The organism is Aliiglaciecola litoralis, from assembly GCF_039523355.1.
GTDB lineage: Bacteria > Pseudomonadota > Gammaproteobacteria > Enterobacterales > Alteromonadaceae > Aliiglaciecola > Aliiglaciecola litoralis.
The window spans coordinates 97804-114253 of record NZ_BAAAFD010000006.1 but is presented as its reverse complement, the minus strand read 5'-3'; the positions used below and the strand labels follow the sequence as shown (position 1 = coordinate 114253).

The 16450-nt window shown below is 43.1% G+C and carries 14 protein-coding genes; 8 read left to right on the top strand and 6 right to left on the bottom strand.

The features are described 5' to 3' along the window. The first annotated feature begins 40 nt into the window (after nucleotides 1-40). A complete protein-coding gene (gene tcdA / locus ABD036_RS11655) occupies nucleotides 41-832 on the top strand; it encodes a tRNA cyclic N6-threonylcarbamoyladenosine(37) synthase TcdA (protein WP_343860087.1) in 792 nt (263 codons plus the stop codon). Between the two features lie 184 nt (nucleotides 833-1016). After that, on the top strand, nucleotides 1017-1430 hold the full coding sequence (locus ABD036_RS11650) for a hypothetical protein (RefSeq protein WP_343860085.1): 414 nt from the start codon (nucleotides 1017-1019) through the stop codon (nucleotides 1428-1430). 52 nt (nucleotides 1431-1482) lie between these two features. On the opposite strand, the gene ABD036_RS11645 is transcribed toward ABD036_RS11650, so the two are convergent. After that, a complete protein-coding gene (locus ABD036_RS11645) occupies nucleotides 1483-1953 on the bottom strand; it encodes a DUF2919 domain-containing protein (protein WP_343860083.1) in 471 nt (156 codons plus the stop codon). A gap of 62 nt (nucleotides 1954-2015) precedes the next feature. After that, complete coding sequence (locus tag ABD036_RS11640) at nucleotides 2016-3803, bottom strand: diguanylate cyclase domain-containing protein (RefSeq protein WP_343860081.1); 1788 nt, start codon at nucleotides 3801-3803, stop codon at nucleotides 2016-2018. A 342-nt stretch (nucleotides 3804-4145) separates the two neighbouring features. Between ABD036_RS11640 and rimO the strand changes: the two genes are divergently transcribed. Further along, nucleotides 4146-5552: a 30S ribosomal protein S12 methylthiotransferase RimO gene (gene rimO, locus ABD036_RS11635; RefSeq protein ID WP_343860079.1), complete on the top strand. Its 1407-nt coding sequence runs from the start codon at nucleotides 4146-4148 to the stop codon at nucleotides 5550-5552. Nucleotides 5553-5761: 209 nt separating this feature from the next. On the opposite strand, the gene ABD036_RS11630 is transcribed toward rimO, so the two are convergent. The 3 genes from ABD036_RS11630 to ABD036_RS11620 all read right to left on the bottom strand — a co-directional run bounded on the left by ABD036_RS11630 (nucleotide 5762) and on the right by ABD036_RS11620 (nucleotide 10061). Continuing rightward, nucleotides 5762-6508 (bottom strand): hypothetical protein, encoded by a 747-nt coding sequence (locus tag ABD036_RS11630; protein WP_343860077.1) that lies wholly within the window; start codon nucleotides 6506-6508, stop codon nucleotides 5762-5764. Between the two features lie 400 nt (nucleotides 6509-6908). Then, nucleotides 6909-8435 (bottom strand): DNA recombination protein RmuC, encoded by a 1527-nt coding sequence (gene rmuC, locus ABD036_RS11625; protein WP_343860075.1) that lies wholly within the window; start codon nucleotides 8433-8435, stop codon nucleotides 6909-6911. Between the two features lie 102 nt (nucleotides 8436-8537). Further along, nucleotides 8538-10061 carry a fumarate hydratase gene (locus ABD036_RS11620; protein ID WP_343860073.1) on the bottom strand — a complete coding sequence of 508 codons (1524 nt, stop codon included), beginning with the start codon at nucleotides 10059-10061 and terminating at the stop codon, nucleotides 8538-8540. A 126-nt stretch (nucleotides 10062-10187) separates the two neighbouring features. Between ABD036_RS11620 and pabB the strand changes: the two genes are divergently transcribed. The 3 genes from pabB (at nucleotide 10188) to ABD036_RS11605 (ending at nucleotide 13700) form a co-directional block, all read left to right on the top strand. Further along, on the top strand, nucleotides 10188-11606 hold the full coding sequence (gene pabB / locus ABD036_RS11615; protein WP_343860071.1) for an aminodeoxychorismate synthase component I: 1419 nt from the start codon (nucleotides 10188-10190) through the stop codon (nucleotides 11604-11606). 6 nt (nucleotides 11607-11612) lie between these two features. Further along, nucleotides 11613-12182, top strand: coding sequence for a CoA pyrophosphatase (locus ABD036_RS11610; protein WP_343860069.1), 570 nt, complete (start codon nucleotides 11613-11615; stop codon nucleotides 12180-12182). A 144-nt stretch (nucleotides 12183-12326) separates the two neighbouring features. Continuing rightward, the gene (locus tag ABD036_RS11605) at nucleotides 12327-13700 is read left to right on the top strand and encodes an L-serine ammonia-lyase (RefSeq protein ID WP_343860067.1); all 1374 of its coding nucleotides are present in this window, start codon (nucleotides 12327-12329) and stop codon (nucleotides 13698-13700) included. A 31-nt stretch (nucleotides 13701-13731) separates the two neighbouring features. Here the strand turns inward: ABD036_RS11605 and cysB are convergent, their stop codons facing one another. Continuing rightward, nucleotides 13732-14706 carry an HTH-type transcriptional regulator CysB gene (gene cysB / locus ABD036_RS11600; RefSeq protein ID WP_343860065.1) on the bottom strand — a complete coding sequence of 325 codons (975 nt, stop codon included), beginning with the start codon at nucleotides 14704-14706 and terminating at the stop codon, nucleotides 13732-13734. Nucleotides 14707-14904: 198 nt separating this feature from the next. Between cysB and ABD036_RS11595 the strand changes: the two genes are divergently transcribed. Both ABD036_RS11595 and ABD036_RS11590 read left to right on the top strand, forming a co-directional pair. Continuing rightward, entirely contained in the window at nucleotides 14905-15588 is a 684-nt protein-coding gene (locus ABD036_RS11595) for a sensor histidine kinase (protein ID WP_343860063.1), read from the top strand. Between the two features lie 68 nt (nucleotides 15589-15656). Further along, nucleotides 15657-16424 (top strand): hypothetical protein, encoded by a 768-nt coding sequence (locus ABD036_RS11590; protein WP_343860061.1) that lies wholly within the window; start codon nucleotides 15657-15659, stop codon nucleotides 16422-16424. The last annotated feature ends 26 nt before the right edge of the window (nucleotides 16425-16450 follow it).

The window sequence follows — 16450 nt, the reverse complement described above, 5'->3', positions numbered from 1 at the left end:
TCGCGCCCTTTGATAAGCGATATTTACCCATACTTGACCTATGTCTGAAATTAATCCGGTAGAAAATAAGCAACGATTTGGTGGAACTGAGCGTGTCTATGGTGTTGCTGACACTCAACGGCTACGTGATAGCCATTTTTGCGTGGTAGGCATTGGTGGCGTGGGTACTTGGGCGGCAGAGGCGCTAGCTCGCACTGCCATTGGCCAAATCACTTTAATTGACCTTGATGACATCTGCACGACCAATACAAATCGGCAAATTCATGCACTCAGTAACACGATAGGATTAGCCAAAGTACAGGTAATGGCTGAGCGGATAATGCAGATTAACCCGCAATGCAAAGTGAACATCATTGAAGATTTTATCACCACTGAAAATGTTGGACAGCTGATCACCAACAACATGGATTATGTGATAGACGCGATTGATAGCATTCCTGCCAAAGCATCATTGATTGCTCATTGTAAGCGACAAAAAATCAAAATCATCACAACCGGTGGTGCTGGCGGGCAAATCGACCCAAGCCAAATTGTAATAGGCGATTTAAGTAAAACCATCCAAGATCCCTTGGCCGCTAAGTTACGCAATCAATTGCGCCGGATGTATAATTTTAGCAAAAACCCTAAGCGAAGATTTGCAGTTGACTGTGTTTATTCCACAGAACAATTACGTTATCCGCAAGCTGACGGCACAACCTGCCATCAAAAGGGCAATCAAACGGCCACCGGTAGGCTCGATTGCAGTAGCGGATTTGGTGCTTCAGTGGCTGTCACTGCAACGTTTGGCTTTTTTGCCGCATCCAGAGCAATTAATAAGTTTTTAGGCAAGTAATCCAACTCCCAGTTTGCTGGCGTGCAACACATTGTCGGTTAGTTAACAACAATGCCCCTTTAAATTGGCTCATTCATTAGACAACCCAATGAAGCTTAACAATTGATTTAAACGCTAAAATTCGACAAATGTTTCGATAACAGCGACAATCACTTTATTCAAAGAATACCGTTGGAGATTACACATGCGGATGACGCAAGAAGAGCTTAATCAATTAATGGCTGACAGCGCCCAAAACGCTATAGAAACGACAAAAGACGAGTTTGGTATCGAATTAGATGGCTCAGTCGAAAGCATTAGCGTGGTAGATGATGTTATCTTACGTTGGATCCATAGATACAAAGATCAAGCGCTTGAAGACAACGCTGTATTTACGATTTGCAATATTTATGGAGCCTATATTGGCGAGATTTTCAAAGCGCTGGTGGGCGGCAATTGGCGTTACGACGAGTCGGATCAAGACGCCCCTTATGTTGTGCTTGAATATTCAGGGAAGTCTTATGCATTCGCTGGAATTTGTTACCAACGCTTAGTTAACGACAGCCAAATACACGTGCAAAATTACTTTCAGCAAGCGGTCGACAATAATTTGCAATAAGGTGATTTTCAACTGAGTGTTATGGTGTAATAAATTAATATCAGGTGAGTACCTAGTGTACACGCCAGTCTTTAAGCATTATTTTTATATGACGACTAGTGAAAATATAGTAGAAAATCATCACGTCAAGGCAAACAAATAACGCCACTGTCCAAGAGAATTGCCAATAACTTTTTTGTGCAAGTTCAACTTGGTGAAGCAAATCCAACGCGAGAGTCATAAACATCAGCGGCTTAATGAGGTGGCTGATAAATACCAATTTGGTATTCCACCATTTTTCACGATAAGCAACCAGCACCATGGCTATAACGGCACCAAAACCTATACCAAATCCTAAATACAATTCTGATTGCTGGGGGTAAAACACCTCTAAAAGTCCATCAGCATCGCGAAAATTACTTAGTGAAAGTACGAAAATAAAGTAACTCTTGGCCAACAATAGACCACACCACCAAAATATACGCGGAGGTTTTACCCTACCCGCTTCATCATAATGCTTTAGTGGTAACAAAAGTCTAGTCATAGAGCCTTTAAAATTAGCTATTAAGTAGAAAATACAAGGAGCAAGTTAATACTGCAAACGAGTTAGCTATCGGTTTGTCGCACCAATGATAACTGCATCTCGTTTAAGATCTCATCAAGATCATGGAAGGCGTCACTTGATATGAAAATACTGGTGCTAGACCGGACACTGACATTTTGATTTTGTTGTTCAGTCACAAACGTATTTTCCAATGCATAACGCATGCGTTCGAAAAACGATTTCGCGGAATTTTCTTCAGTGTCAGTTAAGCACACAATAAATTGCTCTGGTGCAAATCTGCCGAGAATGTCCCGTTCTCGAGTAACTTTGCTTAACGCCATGGCAATTTGCTGCAACACAATATCACTGCTTGTTGCACCAATTTGGCTATTTACATCTCTAAAGTTGCCAAGATCAAATAGCGCTAGTGCATTTATATGCCCATTGGATGGCGCCGGGACCTGCCTGATCTGATTCAGAACAGTATGAGCGTTAAGTAAACCTGTAACGGGATCGTAGGATAAACTATCAAGGTATTTTTTACGTACAAAATATATAGCTAACACTAAAATCAGCACCAACGCGCTGGCAATCGCCCAAATTTGTTTAACTCTATTTGACTTAGAGGCTTCCAGACTCGACTCCAAACTATTGATTTGAGAGTGTAAATTAGCCACTCCTAAGATCTTTCCAGATGCTTGTTGTTCGGTAACTTTTTGAAACATAACGTCGGAAAATTTACTAAACATCAATTTGGCCTGATCAATATCCCCCAGCAACAGTTGGATCTCAACCATAAATTTTAAGTAGTCCTTGTTTCCACTGAGAAAGGCTTTGTAACCTTCGCTGGCATTTTCTTCAGCTTGTAAAAATTGCTGTAAACACACTTTGTCTTTCTCTTCCAAACAGGGGACAGCGCTATACCAACGATATAGTCCGTTATACATAGTGCTATCGATCTCATCCAAATAGACACGCCACTTGGCCAAACTGTCTCGTAATCCAGGCATGTTACCCGTACGATAGTGGTAACCTGCTTCAGCAAAATGTAACCACACATTTGACAGAGCGGTATCTACTTTGAGATTTACCCGTTTAAACTCCTCGATCGATTGCCAAGCCTGATCAAAATTAGCACTGGCCATGTGTGAAGAAATAACACTGATTAACGTGGCAAGCTGGTTAGATCCTGTATAACTATCAAATCCTAATTCGTAAGATTTCTGATACTGCTCCGCCGCGAGCACGTGCTGACCAAGAGACGCATAATATAGGCCTATATTATTATGTATATGTGCAAGTGCCGCATTATCATTTGCCTCGGCGTATGGTTCTAACAAGGCATACATTTTAGCCAACTTAACCCCTTCGTCATTACCGGTATTGCAAACCGTAATAAGCCCCATACTTGCACTCAAATACAAGTCACTGTACTTGCCCTCGGCCATTTTTTGAGTCTGCTGATATAAGTCACAGCGTTTTTCATTCTCTTGCAGATCATAAATAAATCCCAACTGATAACTCGCATAAGCAAGGTCTTCGCTTGCTGGCAATTTTTCAGTTTCCGACAACAGTGTCTGTAATCTTTGTTTTGCTTCTTCGTGTTGTCCCACGCAAATCTGCCAGTGGGTGTGTCTAACGCGCAACTGCCGACGTTGTAATTTGGTCAGATTAGGAAGATCAAGAAATTGTTTAACCTTGCTAATGAATTCGTCTTCGGGGCAATCGTAAGGTTTTATAACAGCTTCTTGAATAAACTTATCGAGCTCAGAAGTGTTTTGGGAATGAGCGGAAAAAGCGACACCCAAAATCGCCGCGGTAAGCAGAAGTTGCTTGCGTATAGTAGTCAAGAGTAATCCGAAATCGAATCTACAAATCATATTACTAGGCTTCTTTTAATGTATTTGAACCTTTTATTTTGCAAGTCGCATTGCGATCAAAGTGTATAGCCTAACACCATCACGCACAAGATTAATGAAAAATAGTAAACGGCAGAGCACTGTAAAACTCTGCCCCAAGGTGATTAGGCTTTCTCGTTAGCGTCTTTCGTTGCCTAGTCAAAACAACAATGCCACCAGTTCAAGCTGAAAACTCGTTTAAAACGGGTTTTTACACTGGATTTAAACTACGACGCATGGCAAAAATACCGTATAATTGCGCCATTACGCACCCGCTGCTTGTTAAGAGATGTTATGACAGTTGAAACCTTTACCCCGAACGCAACAACCACATTAGAGACCCCAGTTAAAATATTGGAGTCAGATGCCCCGAAAAAGCAAACCAATGCCGCGAGAATCGGTTTTGTTAGCCTCGGCTGCCCGAAAAATCTAGTTGATTCAGAGCGTATTTTAACCCAATTACGCACTGAAGGTTATGATGTGGTTCCGACTTATAATGATGCTGATTTGGTGATAGTGAATACCTGTGGCTTTATAGACAGCGCAGTGCAAGAATCACTAGATACCATTGGCGAAGCATTGGCTGAGAACGGTAAAGTCATAGTTACCGGTTGTTTGGGCGTAAAAGAAGACGAGATCCGTGAGGTGCATCCAAACGTGTTAGCAATCACAGGCCCCCATGCTTATGAAGCGGTGGTGGAGCAGGTTCACGAACAAATACCCAAACCCAGTCATAATCCTTTCATGCAGCTTGTTCCAGATCACGGGATCAAACTAACGCCGAAACATTACGCCTATTTAAAAATATCTGAAGGCTGCAACCACCGATGTACCTTCTGCATCATTCCGTCTATGCGCGGTGACCTAGTAAGTCGTCCTGTGGGCGAAATACTTGATGAAGCTAAACGCCTAAAAGCCGCTGGAGTAAAAGAACTGCTTGTGATTTCGCAGGATACCAGTGCCTACGGGGTTGACGTAAAATATCAAACTGGTTTCTGGGATGGCATGCCAGTAAAAACTGACATGCTCGGTCTATGCAAAAAATTGGGCGAAATGGGCATTTGGGTGCGATTACATTATGTGTATCCCTACCCTTCGGTTGATAAAGTGATCCCACTGATGGCCGAAGGTAAAATTTTGCCTTACTTGGATATTCCTTTTCAGCACGCCACCCCGCGTATTCTGAAATTGATGAAACGCCCCGCTGCGGCTGAAAAAACATTAGAACGTATCCAAAAATGGCGTGAAATCTGTCCTCAGTTGATCATTCGTTCCACCTTCATTGTTGGCTTCCCCGGTGAAACCGAAGAAGAATTCCAACAATTATTGGACTTTCTTGAAGTGGCCCAACTGGACCGTGTTGGCTGTTTCAAATACTCTGATGTGGATGGCGCCAAAGCCAACGACTTGCCAGATCCTGTCCCAGAAGATGTTAAACAGGAACGTTTTGAACGTTTTATGGCACTACAATCACAAATAAGTGCGCAAAAATTGCAACAAAAGATCGGTTTGGAATACCAGATATTAATTGACGAAGTAACGTCCGAAGGCGCCGTTGGACGTTGTTTTGCAGATGCCCCCGAGATTGATGGCTTAGTTCACTTAACCGATGAGTTTGATGTAGCCCCTGGTGATCTCATTTGGGGACAAATTATTCATGCAGACGAGCATGATATGTGGGCAGTGAAAGTAGAAGATTGAGTCGATTGAATTGTCAGGGAAAATAAGGCTCTAGCGATTAACGTTTTTACCAAGCTCAGCACTGCTATCTAAACATTGTGCGTATTAGTAGTAATTCCGCGCAACATCGCTAAAACCATTAGGCGAGCAGCATTGCTGGAATAGCTGGTTTGGGTGTTTACATAGGCGGCTGTGTTAATTTCAATGACAGAAGCGGTAGCATTTAATGATTAAGGTACGAAGCGAATTTCGCCGAGAAGGGTTTGAAGCTCTCCAGATTCCGTCAGTTGCAAAATGTGCATATTTAGCTCATCAATGAACCTTCTCAGCTCAGGCTTATCATGGCAAACGATGCTGTCATTTTGAGAATAAAATGGTCTTTGTCGATCATAATAAAATGGTGTCTCCGGTTCCGCTTTCAATAACACAAGAGCATCTGGCATGTACGTCAATACATGGTCTACCCGGCCATTTCTAAGCAAGCCAAAACTTTGCATGTCGTCATTCACAGCAACAAGTGAGTGATGTTCTAGACGATTTAAGGTGCCGCCATAAGTATTGCCTCGGCGATAGGCAATGCGGTACCGCGGTTTTTGTAACATTAACAAAGCGTCCATTTCGAAAGGCTTTAGGCTGATCAAATAAGCATGCGCGGTATTTAGTGCCAAACTTTGGATTGCTTCACCTTTAGAGCCGTATACGTTCAAGCTACTGGGAAACAAACAATCGACCTTGTGTTCATCAAACATTTTGCCCGCACGGGATATAGGTAGAAAAGTCGGTTTTAGATCGAAGCTACTCATCTGTTGGAGTTTAAAAAGCAGTAATGCGTATTCCCCTTCAGGTTTGCTCTCTTCTAAAATATCAGGGATTTCATTGATAGCTAAACTAACGTCATCTGCACCGTAAGCTACAGGACAACTTACAAACGTAAAAAACACGATTAAGAAAAATGTATTTGGTTGGCAGTAAGCCAAAGAAAAGCCTTTGAAAATAATTGAATAATTAAATTTATACTAACTTATGTACTAAATATCGACAACTCTAAACTTAGCTCTATAAATCAAACAAACACACAAGAACGATGCGAAGTTGAATTGCAGTCGTTTGTGAGCTCCAAAGCTAAAGCAGGCTATAAGGCTATAATTAACCTGAGCACTGGATAATTAACAAAATGCCGTTTTCAGGGACGATAACGCCAAGCGTACATGGATGTATGTACCGACCCTTTGTGAACCGAGGTTTACTTTAACTAAGTAAAGATGTTTGACATGAGTTAAATTAGGTCCTCATTAAGTACAGTGGGAATGACGAAAGTAGCAGCAAATGCCAGATGAGAAGTTCTTTAGTCCGGTCGAATCGCAAATAGGCCTGTTCCTATTTGCTTTTCTCTAACTCTTCCTTTGCAGCGTCGCTTTGCGCAGCTTCTTCACTATCGAAATCGATTTCCTCTAAAGATTTTTCCACCATCGCTTGCTTGAGCTTTTTATTGGTCTGCACGCCTAATACTCTAAACTGTTCGATTTGACGGACCAAGTTGCCTTTACCACTCACCAGCTTATTGGTAGCTGCATCAACGTGATTGCTGACTGCATCTACCGAGCGGCGGATCTTCTCCATGTCTTCCACAAAACCATGGAATTTGTCGTATAGCTTGCCAGCTTGGGTGGCAATTTTTTGCGCATTTTGATTCTGATACTCGTATTGCCAAATATTGTTGATGGTGCGCAATGCAACCAGCAAATTGGTTGGACTAACCAGCATAATATTGTTGTCTAAAGCGAGCTTTATTAACTCTGGAGAATGCTCGATCGCCACTAAAAATGCTGACTCAATCGGCACAAACATCAATACATAATCAAGCGTGCGAATCCCCTTGAGATCTTGGTAGTCCTTTTTACCCAATTCTTTAATGTGGCTGCGCATCGAGTTAACGTGGGCGTTTAAGTGCGCTCGGCGACTCGCTTCATCTTCTTGTTGGTTAAAGTATTTTTCGTAATCCGCAAGCGACACTTTGGAGTCCACGACTATGTCTTTATCGTTGGGCAGGTGCACTATCACATCAGGCTGATATAACTTGCCAGACTCATTCTTCAGCGAAACCTGAGTCTCAAATTCATGTCCTTCGCGCAATCCTGACTCCGTTAAAATACGATCCAGAACAATTTCCCCCCAGTTTCCTTGCTGTTTATTGTCACCTTTAAGTGCCTTGGTCAGCGCTGCGGCTTCTTGGGTAATTTGCTGATTAAGCTCTTTTAGCCCTAGTATTTCGGTCTTTAACGAGGCTCGCTCTTGACCTTCTTTGACATATTGATCGGTAACTTGTCGTTTGAAGCCTTCAATCTGATCTTTTAGTGGGGATAACAAGGCATCTAAACCGGCTTTACTGGTTTGAGTGAATTTCTCATGTTTTTGTTCGAAGATCTTATTGGCAAGGTTTTCAAATTGGGCCTGTAAGCGATTTTCAGCATTGGCTAACAAGTCCATTTTATCCTGTAAGGCGATGCGCTCTTGGGCAAAACTCGCGGTTTGCGCTTCTAATTGTGATGAGTACTGGTTAGCTTTATCTTGCAGTTGCTGGCTTTGCTTTTGCCAAGAATCAACTTCCATTTTAAGCTGCTCTATTTGAATATTCTTTTGCTCCAACTCCCCGACTTTGCGTTGTGCTTCCAGCTGTTGTGCGTGGGCTTGATCAAGTTGTTGATCAGCTTTACTTAGCTCCGCTGATAGTTGCGATATCTGCATTTCCAGTAGAGAGATGGTTTGTTGAAATTGCGTCGCTTGCGCTGCAAGTGATTGCTTTTCCTTGCGACGGCTTATAAACAACGAAATCAAAATCCCGACGAGCATTCCAGTTAACCCAGCGACAATTAAAAACGTGATGATCTGTTGGGATAAATCCATGTGTTAGTTTCTCGTAGTTCCAGTTGAGTAGTAAAGCTGATAGCTCAAGTGCGTTGCTGCACTTAAGCTAAGTGCAGCAACATAGACGCCAGATAATGACAATTATTGTGCTTTTTCAAGATCGGCTATTTTTACTTTCCACAGCGCCGGACCTGTATCGTGTACGTTAGAGCCGTTGCTATCTACCGCAACGGTGACAGGCATATCTTCCACTTCAAACTCGTAAATGGCTTCCATACCTAAGTCTTCAAAAGCGACCACTTTGGATTTCTTAATGGCTTTAGAAACGAGATAGGCTGCACCGCCGACCGCCATTAGATACACAGCTTTGTGCTTAGCAATACTGTCGACAGTTGCAGGACCCCGCTCGGCCTTGCCAATCATCCCAATTAAACCCGTTTTTTCCAACATCATATCGGTGAATTTATCCATCCGTGTCGCCGTTGTTGGGCCAGCCGGACCTACAACTTCGTTACCAACCGCATCCACGGGCCCCACGTAGTAGATAAACCTATTGGTTAAATCTACCCCATCAGGCAAACCTTCACCGTTATCCAACATGGTTTGTATCCGTTTATGCGCAGCATCACGACCGGTTAGCATTTTGCCAGACAGCAACACCGTTTCTCCGGCTTTCCATTGCTGTATGTCTTCTTTTTTAAGTGTATCTAGATTCACTCGACGAGTATCCTTACCCACTTCCCAAGTAATATCTGGCCAGTCTTCCATTTTTGGCGGAACAAATTCTGCTGCACCGCTGCCATCTAGATGAAAGTGAACGTGTCGGGTGGCAGCGCAGTTAGGGATCATGACAACAGGTTTTGACGCGGCATGCGTTGGGAAAGATTTAATTTTCACATCAACTACCGTGGTCAACCCGCCAAGTCCTTGCGCGCCTATACCCAAATCGTTGACTTTTTTGAAGATATCTAAGCGTAACTTTTCTTCGGTAGTTGTCGCACCGCGGTCAATCAACTCTTGAATATCAACGGGATCCATCAGACTTTCTTTTGCCATGACCGCCGCTTTTTCTGCAGTTCCGCCAATGCCTATTCCAAGCATGCCAGGTGGGCACCAGCCAGCGCCCATAGTAGGAAGCGTTTTCACTACCCATTCGGCAATATCGTCACTGGGGTTTAACATCACCATTTTAGATTTATTTTCCGAACCACCACCTTTGGCTGCAATCATTACTTCAATGTTGCCACCAGACACCATATCGATGTGCACTACAGACGGCGTGTTATCTTTGGTATTTTTGCGCGCACCAGCGGGGTCAGACACAATAGAAGCTCGCAACGGGTTGTCTTTATTGAGGTAAGCACGACGAGTACCTTCATCGACCATTTGTTGCACCGTCATATCGGTCTTATCCCATTGCGCTTCCATGCCAATCTTAACAAAGCAGGCAATAATCCCCGTGTCTTGACACAATGGGCGCTTGCCTTCGGCCGACATACGCGAATTAATCAGTATTTGTGCCATGGCATCTTTGGCAGCTTTACTCTGTTCCTTGTTGTACGCCTTCTCAACGGCTTTTACGTAATCCAAAGGATGGTAATAAGAGATAAATTGCAACGCATCTTCGATGCTATCAATAAAATCTTGTTGACGAATAACTGCCATAAGTGCCTCTGTTTTAAGTTTTTGGGGAATTTTTTATATCGTTAGCCTAATCACAATATGATAACCTTTTGTAATGGATTGCTCCAACGCTAAACGTGTCTAAATTTTAAAGCTGGTACGAGTAAAATGTTGCACAGCGCAAATCAAAACTATCAAATTCAAACTCTACGTATTGATCCGAAAACCGATATCACCGATATTTTTCACCGATATTCGGATCAGTCTTGGTCAATGCTTTTAGACTCTTCTAACAGTCAGCATAAAAATGCCCGTTTCGATATTATGGTCGCACAACCCGTTGCTTGGATAACGGCAAAAGGCCATACATGCACTATCTGTGATATCGATCAAACCCGAACGATTAAAAGTGGTGACCCTATCACCCTATTGCGCGAACTCATGCAAACAACCTTTGATTTGGCAGCACCGACCAATCGGAGTCCGAGCCTACCCACACTGCCATTTGGCTGTGGCGCAGTGGGTTTTTTTGGATATGATCTCGGTCGCTGCTTTGAAGAATTACCTCATTATTCTCGCGAGTCCTACGAAACACCTGATATGGCGGTCGGACTGTATGCATGGAGCTTGATAAAAGATAACCACACGGGCACTTTTTATTTGTGCTGTTTGGATGGTTTTGATTCGCCGCAAGCGGAGCAATTTGAACAAAATGCGCAAACCAAGCCTACCACAACGCACAATACATTCACCTTAACCAGTGAATGGCATGCCAACATGGATGAAGCGCAATACAAGCAAAACCTCGCTAAGGTACATGATTATTTGCGCGCAGGTGATTGCTATCAGGTGAACCTAGCACAGCGTTTTCAAAGCGATTATAGCGGCACGCCTTGGCAAGCTTACACATCGCTTAGAGAAGCCAATCGAGCGCCGTTTTCTGCTTACATTAACCTCCCCCACTCATCGGTAATTAGCATTTCCCCCGAGCGATTTTTATCTGTTAGATCAGGTCAAGTAGAGACCCAACCCATTAAAGGAACACGCCCTCGAAGCACCGACAAAAAAGAGGATGAGCAACATATACAAGCGTTGCAATCATCCGTTAAGGATCGTGCCGAAAATTTAATGATTGTTGATTTGTTGAGAAATGATTTAAGCAAATCTTGCCAAGATCATAGCATCCAAGTTCCACAGCTATTTGCCGTAGAATCATTTGCTGCTGTGCATCATCTGGTTAGTACAGTGACCGGAAAATTGACGCCCAAGCATGATGCGCTGAGTTTGTTACGCGGCGCTTTTCCTGGTGGCTCAATAACAGGCGCGCCAAAAATCCGCGCAATGGAAATTATTGACGAGCTTGAGCCCCATAAACGCAATATTTATTGTGGTAGTATTGGTTACATCGACCTTAACGGTGATATGGATACCAGTATTTGTATCCGCACGCTGCTATGTGAAAATAACACTATCTATTGTTGGGCAGGCGGCGGCATCGTTTTAGATTCAGTGGACAAAGATGAATATCAAGAAAGCTTTGATAAAGTGTCCAAGATCCTCCCTGTTTTAGCAAAGCTCAAGGGCTAACTACCAATGGATAAACTGGAATTCATGCAACGTTTTCACCATGCTCGAATGGTGTTACCGGAAAATGATTTTCCGCTGCGTGATCCCGGTCGTCCAGCGGCCGTTTTGATCCCCATCATCGACAGAGCTGAAGGCTTGTCGGTGTTATTCACTGAGCGCGCCCTGCACTTAAAGCATCATCCCGGCCAAGTGAGCTTCCCTGGTGGTAAGCAAGAAGAAAGTGATACTGATTTATTACACACTGCTCTGCGCGAAACTGAAGAAGAAATAGGGATATCAGCAAACAAAATCCAAGTGATTGGAAGCTTGCCTAAATTTCGCACGGTGAGTCGTTACGAAGTAACGCCCTTTGTTAGTTTAGTGGAGCCTGAATTTGACTTGGTATTAGATAAAAACGAAGTGGAGTCCGTATTCGAAGTGCCCTTGACCCATCTATTAGATCAAGATCAACATCTTATCCACTGGGTTAAACGCGGTAATGTAGAACATCCAATTTACTTTATTGCATGGCAAGATAAAACCATTTGGGGAGCCACCGCTTCTTTCGTAAGAATGCTCTCCAATCATATATATTGATTGTTAACCGGCGTGCTGTTGCAAGTTTTCTTTACGCTTGGTAGAACCAATAAATTGCTACGCAGAGTCCATTTTACTTGCCCCATTAACAAAGTGTCCGCATCATAGCGCCTAACTAAGTCAACGACTTAAATTGAGATAAAAATGATCAGTGTATTCGACATGTTTAGTATCGGCATAGGTCCATCTAGCTCACACACAGTGGGCCCTATGCGTGCTGCAAAAATATTTTGTGAAAAACTTAGCGAAGATGGCAATCTTGAAAACATAGATGCCGTTCGAGTGGAACTATTTGGCTCGTTAGGTCAAACCGGAAAAGGCCATGGTACGGGTAAAGCCGTTATTTTAGGGCTAATGGGATTTGATCCTGAGACTGTTGATGTCAGCCTCGTTGACGGTTACCTGCAAGATATAGAAACTAGCCAAAAGTTAAGCTTGTTTGGAAAAACAAAAGTGAACTTCCCACGAGAAGGGGCGATTACCTTTCATCGTCGTAAGACATTGCCGCTTCACGCCAATGGCATGTCAATCATGGCATACAGTAAAAAGCAATTGGTATTGAGTCAAACCTACTACTCCATCGGTGGCGGATTTATTGTCAACGAAGAGGATTTCCAATCCGTTAAGAATATGTCGTTGGAAGCTGAGCAGAAGCCGTTGCCCTATTCGTTTTCGAGTGCCGCCGAGTTAATTCAAAAATGTAAAGAAAATGGGCTATCGATCAGTGCCTTAATGTTGCAAAACGAAATGACCGTTCGACCTAAAAATGAAGTCATCGACAAATTGTGGCACATCTGGCAGGTGATGTTGGAGTCTGTTGACAATGGCATTCACTCGGAAGGAATTCTACCAGGTGGTTTGAAAGTAACCCGCAGAGCACCTGCTCTTTATCGTCGCCTTGAAACAGAGCAAACCTCAGATCCAATGCAGGCGATGGACTGGGTCAATCTATTTGCACTAGCAGTCAACGAAGAAAACGCAGCAGGCGGACGCGTGGTTACCGCTCCGACTAACGGTGCTGCGGGAATTATTCCAGCGGTATTATGCTATTTCGATAAATTTGTGCGCAAGGTCGAAAAGCACACAGCAGCACGCTATCTGCTCACGGCAGCTGCTATCGGTATTTTATACAAGAAAAATGCATCTATTTCGGGCGCAGAAGTCGGTTGCCAAGGTGAAGTCGGCGTTGCCTGTTCAATGGCAGCCGGAGCCTTAACGGAAATCATTGGCGGATCTGTTGATGCCGTGGAAAATGCTGCGGAAATAGGCATGGAACACAACTTGGGACTAACCTGTGATCCTGTAGGTGGACTGGTTCAAGTACCCTGCATTGAACGTAATGCCATGGGAGCGATTAAAGCAATCAATGCGTCTCGTTTAGCACTTCGTGGCTCTGGACAACACAAAGTATCACTGGATAAGGTGATAAAGACAATGTGGGATACAGGGAATGACATGAAGTCAAAATACAAAGAAACCGCACGAGGCGGTTTGGCAGTGAATATCATTGAGTGTTAAAAAGCGCGTGAACACTTTGGCCTTGCCCGTATTATTTGACGGGCAAGGTTAACCCTTTAAACATTTTTTCTACTTCATCATTATTTTTCTGCATCATCGCGCGTTCAACTACTTCTTTGGTCAAATGCGGCGCAAATCGTTCGATGAATTCGTACATGTAACTGCGCAAGAAAGAGCCCTTTCTAAATCCAATCTTGGTCGTGCTGTAATCAAACAAATGACTCGCATCAATTCTCACTAAATCGCCGTCGAGTTTTTCGTCAATTGCCATTGAGGCAATCACACCAATGCCGACGCCCAGACGCACATAGGTTTTTATCACGTCTGCGTCTGTCGCAGTGAATACAATTTTTGGCTCCAAGCCCGCTCGATCAAATGCTTGGTCTAACTCTGATCGCCCCGTAAATCCAAACACATAGGTAACCAATGGATACTCAGCGATATCGTTTATGGTGATGGTGGTTTTCTTTGCCAGTGGATGATCACGATTTACAATTATGCTGCGATTCCAATGATAGCAAGGCAACATCACCAGATCGTTGTACAAATGCAAAGCTTCGGTTGCAATCGCAAAGTCTGCCTCCCCCTTGGCGGCTAAATCACTGATTTGCGAAGGAGTACCTTGGTGCATGTGCAAAGACACTTTCTGGTATTTATCCATAAAGCCTTTAATAACACTGGGTAATGCATATCTAGCTTGGGTATGGGTAGTCGCAATATTCAGCTTACCTTGATCGGGCAACGTGTGCTCTCTAGCGACCGCCTTAATGCTTTCAACTTTGGCCAGAATTTCTCGAGAGATATTGATCACATCCTGACCGGCCTCAGTCACATGCGTGAGATGCTTGCCACTTCGACCAAATATTTGTATCCCCAATTCGTCTTCGAGCATACGAACTTGTTTACTTATACCAGGTTGTGAGGTGTAAAGATTTTCTGCTGTGGCAGAGACATTGAGATTATTGTTAAGTACTTCAACAATGTATCTAAGCTGTTGTAATTTCATTATAAGCGACCAGGTACCTTTTATGAGAATATTTGATATTCAAAATATATATACCCAAGCGTACATTAATTCCATTCAATTTTAACTAAATTCTAATTTTTATCTTTGAATTAACAGTTTTTTTGGTAAATCTGTAAAATCTCAGTGATACTGGCGCATAACTTTTAATTCTCAAACTACACCCCACTAAGGTTTAGTATGAAAAATTCAATCGACTTTTCGACTGTATTAGCAGCGGCTGTTCATGATATGAAGAGTTCCCTGAATTTGCTACAGCAATCTATAGATGCCTTGAATTTATGTATAGGTACAGATAACGAACAAGCAAAGCCTATGTTATCCACTGCGCACTATGAAGCAGCGCGGCTAAATACTGGTTTAGTACAAGTTTTGTCATTATATAGGGCAGAAATGGAAAACCTGCCGATAAATGAAGATGAGTGCTTTATTGATGACTTACTAGAAGACATTTTTATTACCCATGAAAATTATCTTGGGCATAAGAATATGTCGTTAAACGTTGAGCAGACACCGGGGTTGGTTCGGTATTTAGACAAAGAACTGATCACCTTACTATTAAATGATATTTTGGTGAACGCCATGCGTTACGGTCAACAAAAGCTACTCGTGAGTGCGTTTGAAGATGATGGTTGGCTAGTGATCCAAGTTGAAGACGATGGTGCTGGCTATCCGACTCGAATGTTAGAAAGTAACTCGGCGCTGATGCAAAACTTGAAGATCAGCGAAGGCAGGACCGGTTTAGGCTTGTTCTTTGCTAGATTAATCGCAGCTACCCATCGTCGAGGCGATAGGCAAGGCGAAATTTCATTTACTAATGGAGGAAAATTAGGTGGAAGTGTATTTACGCTCAAATTGCCCTAATATGCCGCCTGAATTTTACCCAGGTAGCTATTTTAGTGACCAAAACAGTTATAGGATTTGTTAGTTAGATGCTTTTTCCCATCATAATCATTTTGATCGTGTCATTGGTTGTTGTCGCTATTGTCGTCAATGCCTTGCAGCAACACCGTGAAAAGGTTGAAGCTGAAAAAAGAACCGAAATTGCCAAACAAAAGTCGGTGATTGACGAAACTGAAAACGTGCTGATGGCAGTTGAAACCATTCCCGTATCCCAGCGGTTGGTTGCAATTTTGCATAATCGCGTTCTTAATGCGCTAAAAATTATTTACGAACTCAATCCAAATATTGCTGAGATTAAACAACGAGTCAGGGAAGCCCAGGATCGAATTAAAACAATCAATGTTGACACTCCGGCGCCGTCTCATGAAAACTTCAATTTGCCAGAAAGCGATAAAATGGTGATCCAATACATTCAGGCGGTTAAGAAGTTTCGCGTTTTACTGCGTTCAGAACATGCAAAGGGCAAGGTTGATACGCAAACGTTTTCTCAGGAAGATCGCCATTTGGCTTCATTACAGCTACGAGTTAACGTGGAAACGCTGGCAAAACGTGGGCAAGCGGCGGTTCAATCAAACATGCTAGGCTCGGCTAGACAATATTTCGAAAAAGCCATTGCGGCTCTAGAAAGTCAAAACATCCCAGATCCTTATAATTTAGAGCGAAAGGGGCAATTGGAGGAGCAGTTACGGACTATCCAAGATAACTTGCGCAACGCAAATGCCAAAGACAGAGCCAAGAAGCAAGAGGAAGAAAGGGACGAGCTCGACGAATTGTTTGCTCCTAAGAAAAAATGGTAATGTAACTAATCCGTCTTTAAATGCCG

Bases quoted from the DNA above. Each gene is read 5' to 3' on its own strand.
- tcdA (WP_343860087.1), top strand. From the start codon at position 41: ATGTCTGAAATTAATCCGGTAGAAAATAAGCAACGATTTGGTGGAACT.
- ABD036_RS11650 (WP_343860085.1), top strand. From the start codon at position 1,017: ATGCGGATGACGCAAGAAGAGCTTAATCAATTAATGGCTGACAGCGCC.
- ABD036_RS11645 (WP_343860083.1), bottom strand. From the start codon at position 1,953: ATGACTAGACTTTTGTTACCACTAAAGCATTATGATGAAGCGGGTAGG.
- rimO (WP_343860079.1), top strand. From the start codon at position 4,146: ATGACAGTTGAAACCTTTACCCCGAACGCAACAACCACATTAGAGACC.
- rmuC (WP_343860075.1), bottom strand. From the start codon at position 8,435: ATGGATTTATCCCAACAGATCATCACGTTTTTAATTGTCGCTGGGTTA.
- ABD036_RS11620 (WP_343860073.1), bottom strand. From the start codon at position 10,061: ATGGCAGTTATTCGTCAACAAGATTTTATTGATAGCATCGAAGATGCG.
- pabB (WP_343860071.1), top strand. From the start codon at position 10,188: ATGTTGCACAGCGCAAATCAAAACTATCAAATTCAAACTCTACGTATT.
- ABD036_RS11610 (WP_343860069.1), top strand. From the start codon at position 11,613: ATGGATAAACTGGAATTCATGCAACGTTTTCACCATGCTCGAATGGTG.
- ABD036_RS11605 (WP_343860067.1), top strand. From the start codon at position 12,327: ATGATCAGTGTATTCGACATGTTTAGTATCGGCATAGGTCCATCTAGC.
- cysB (WP_343860065.1), bottom strand. From the start codon at position 14,706: ATGAAATTACAACAGCTTAGATACATTGTTGAAGTACTTAACAATAAT.
- ABD036_RS11595 (WP_343860063.1), top strand. From the start codon at position 14,905: ATGAAAAATTCAATCGACTTTTCGACTGTATTAGCAGCGGCTGTTCAT.
- ABD036_RS11590 (WP_343860061.1), top strand. From the start codon at position 15,657: ATGCTTTTTCCCATCATAATCATTTTGATCGTGTCATTGGTTGTTGTC.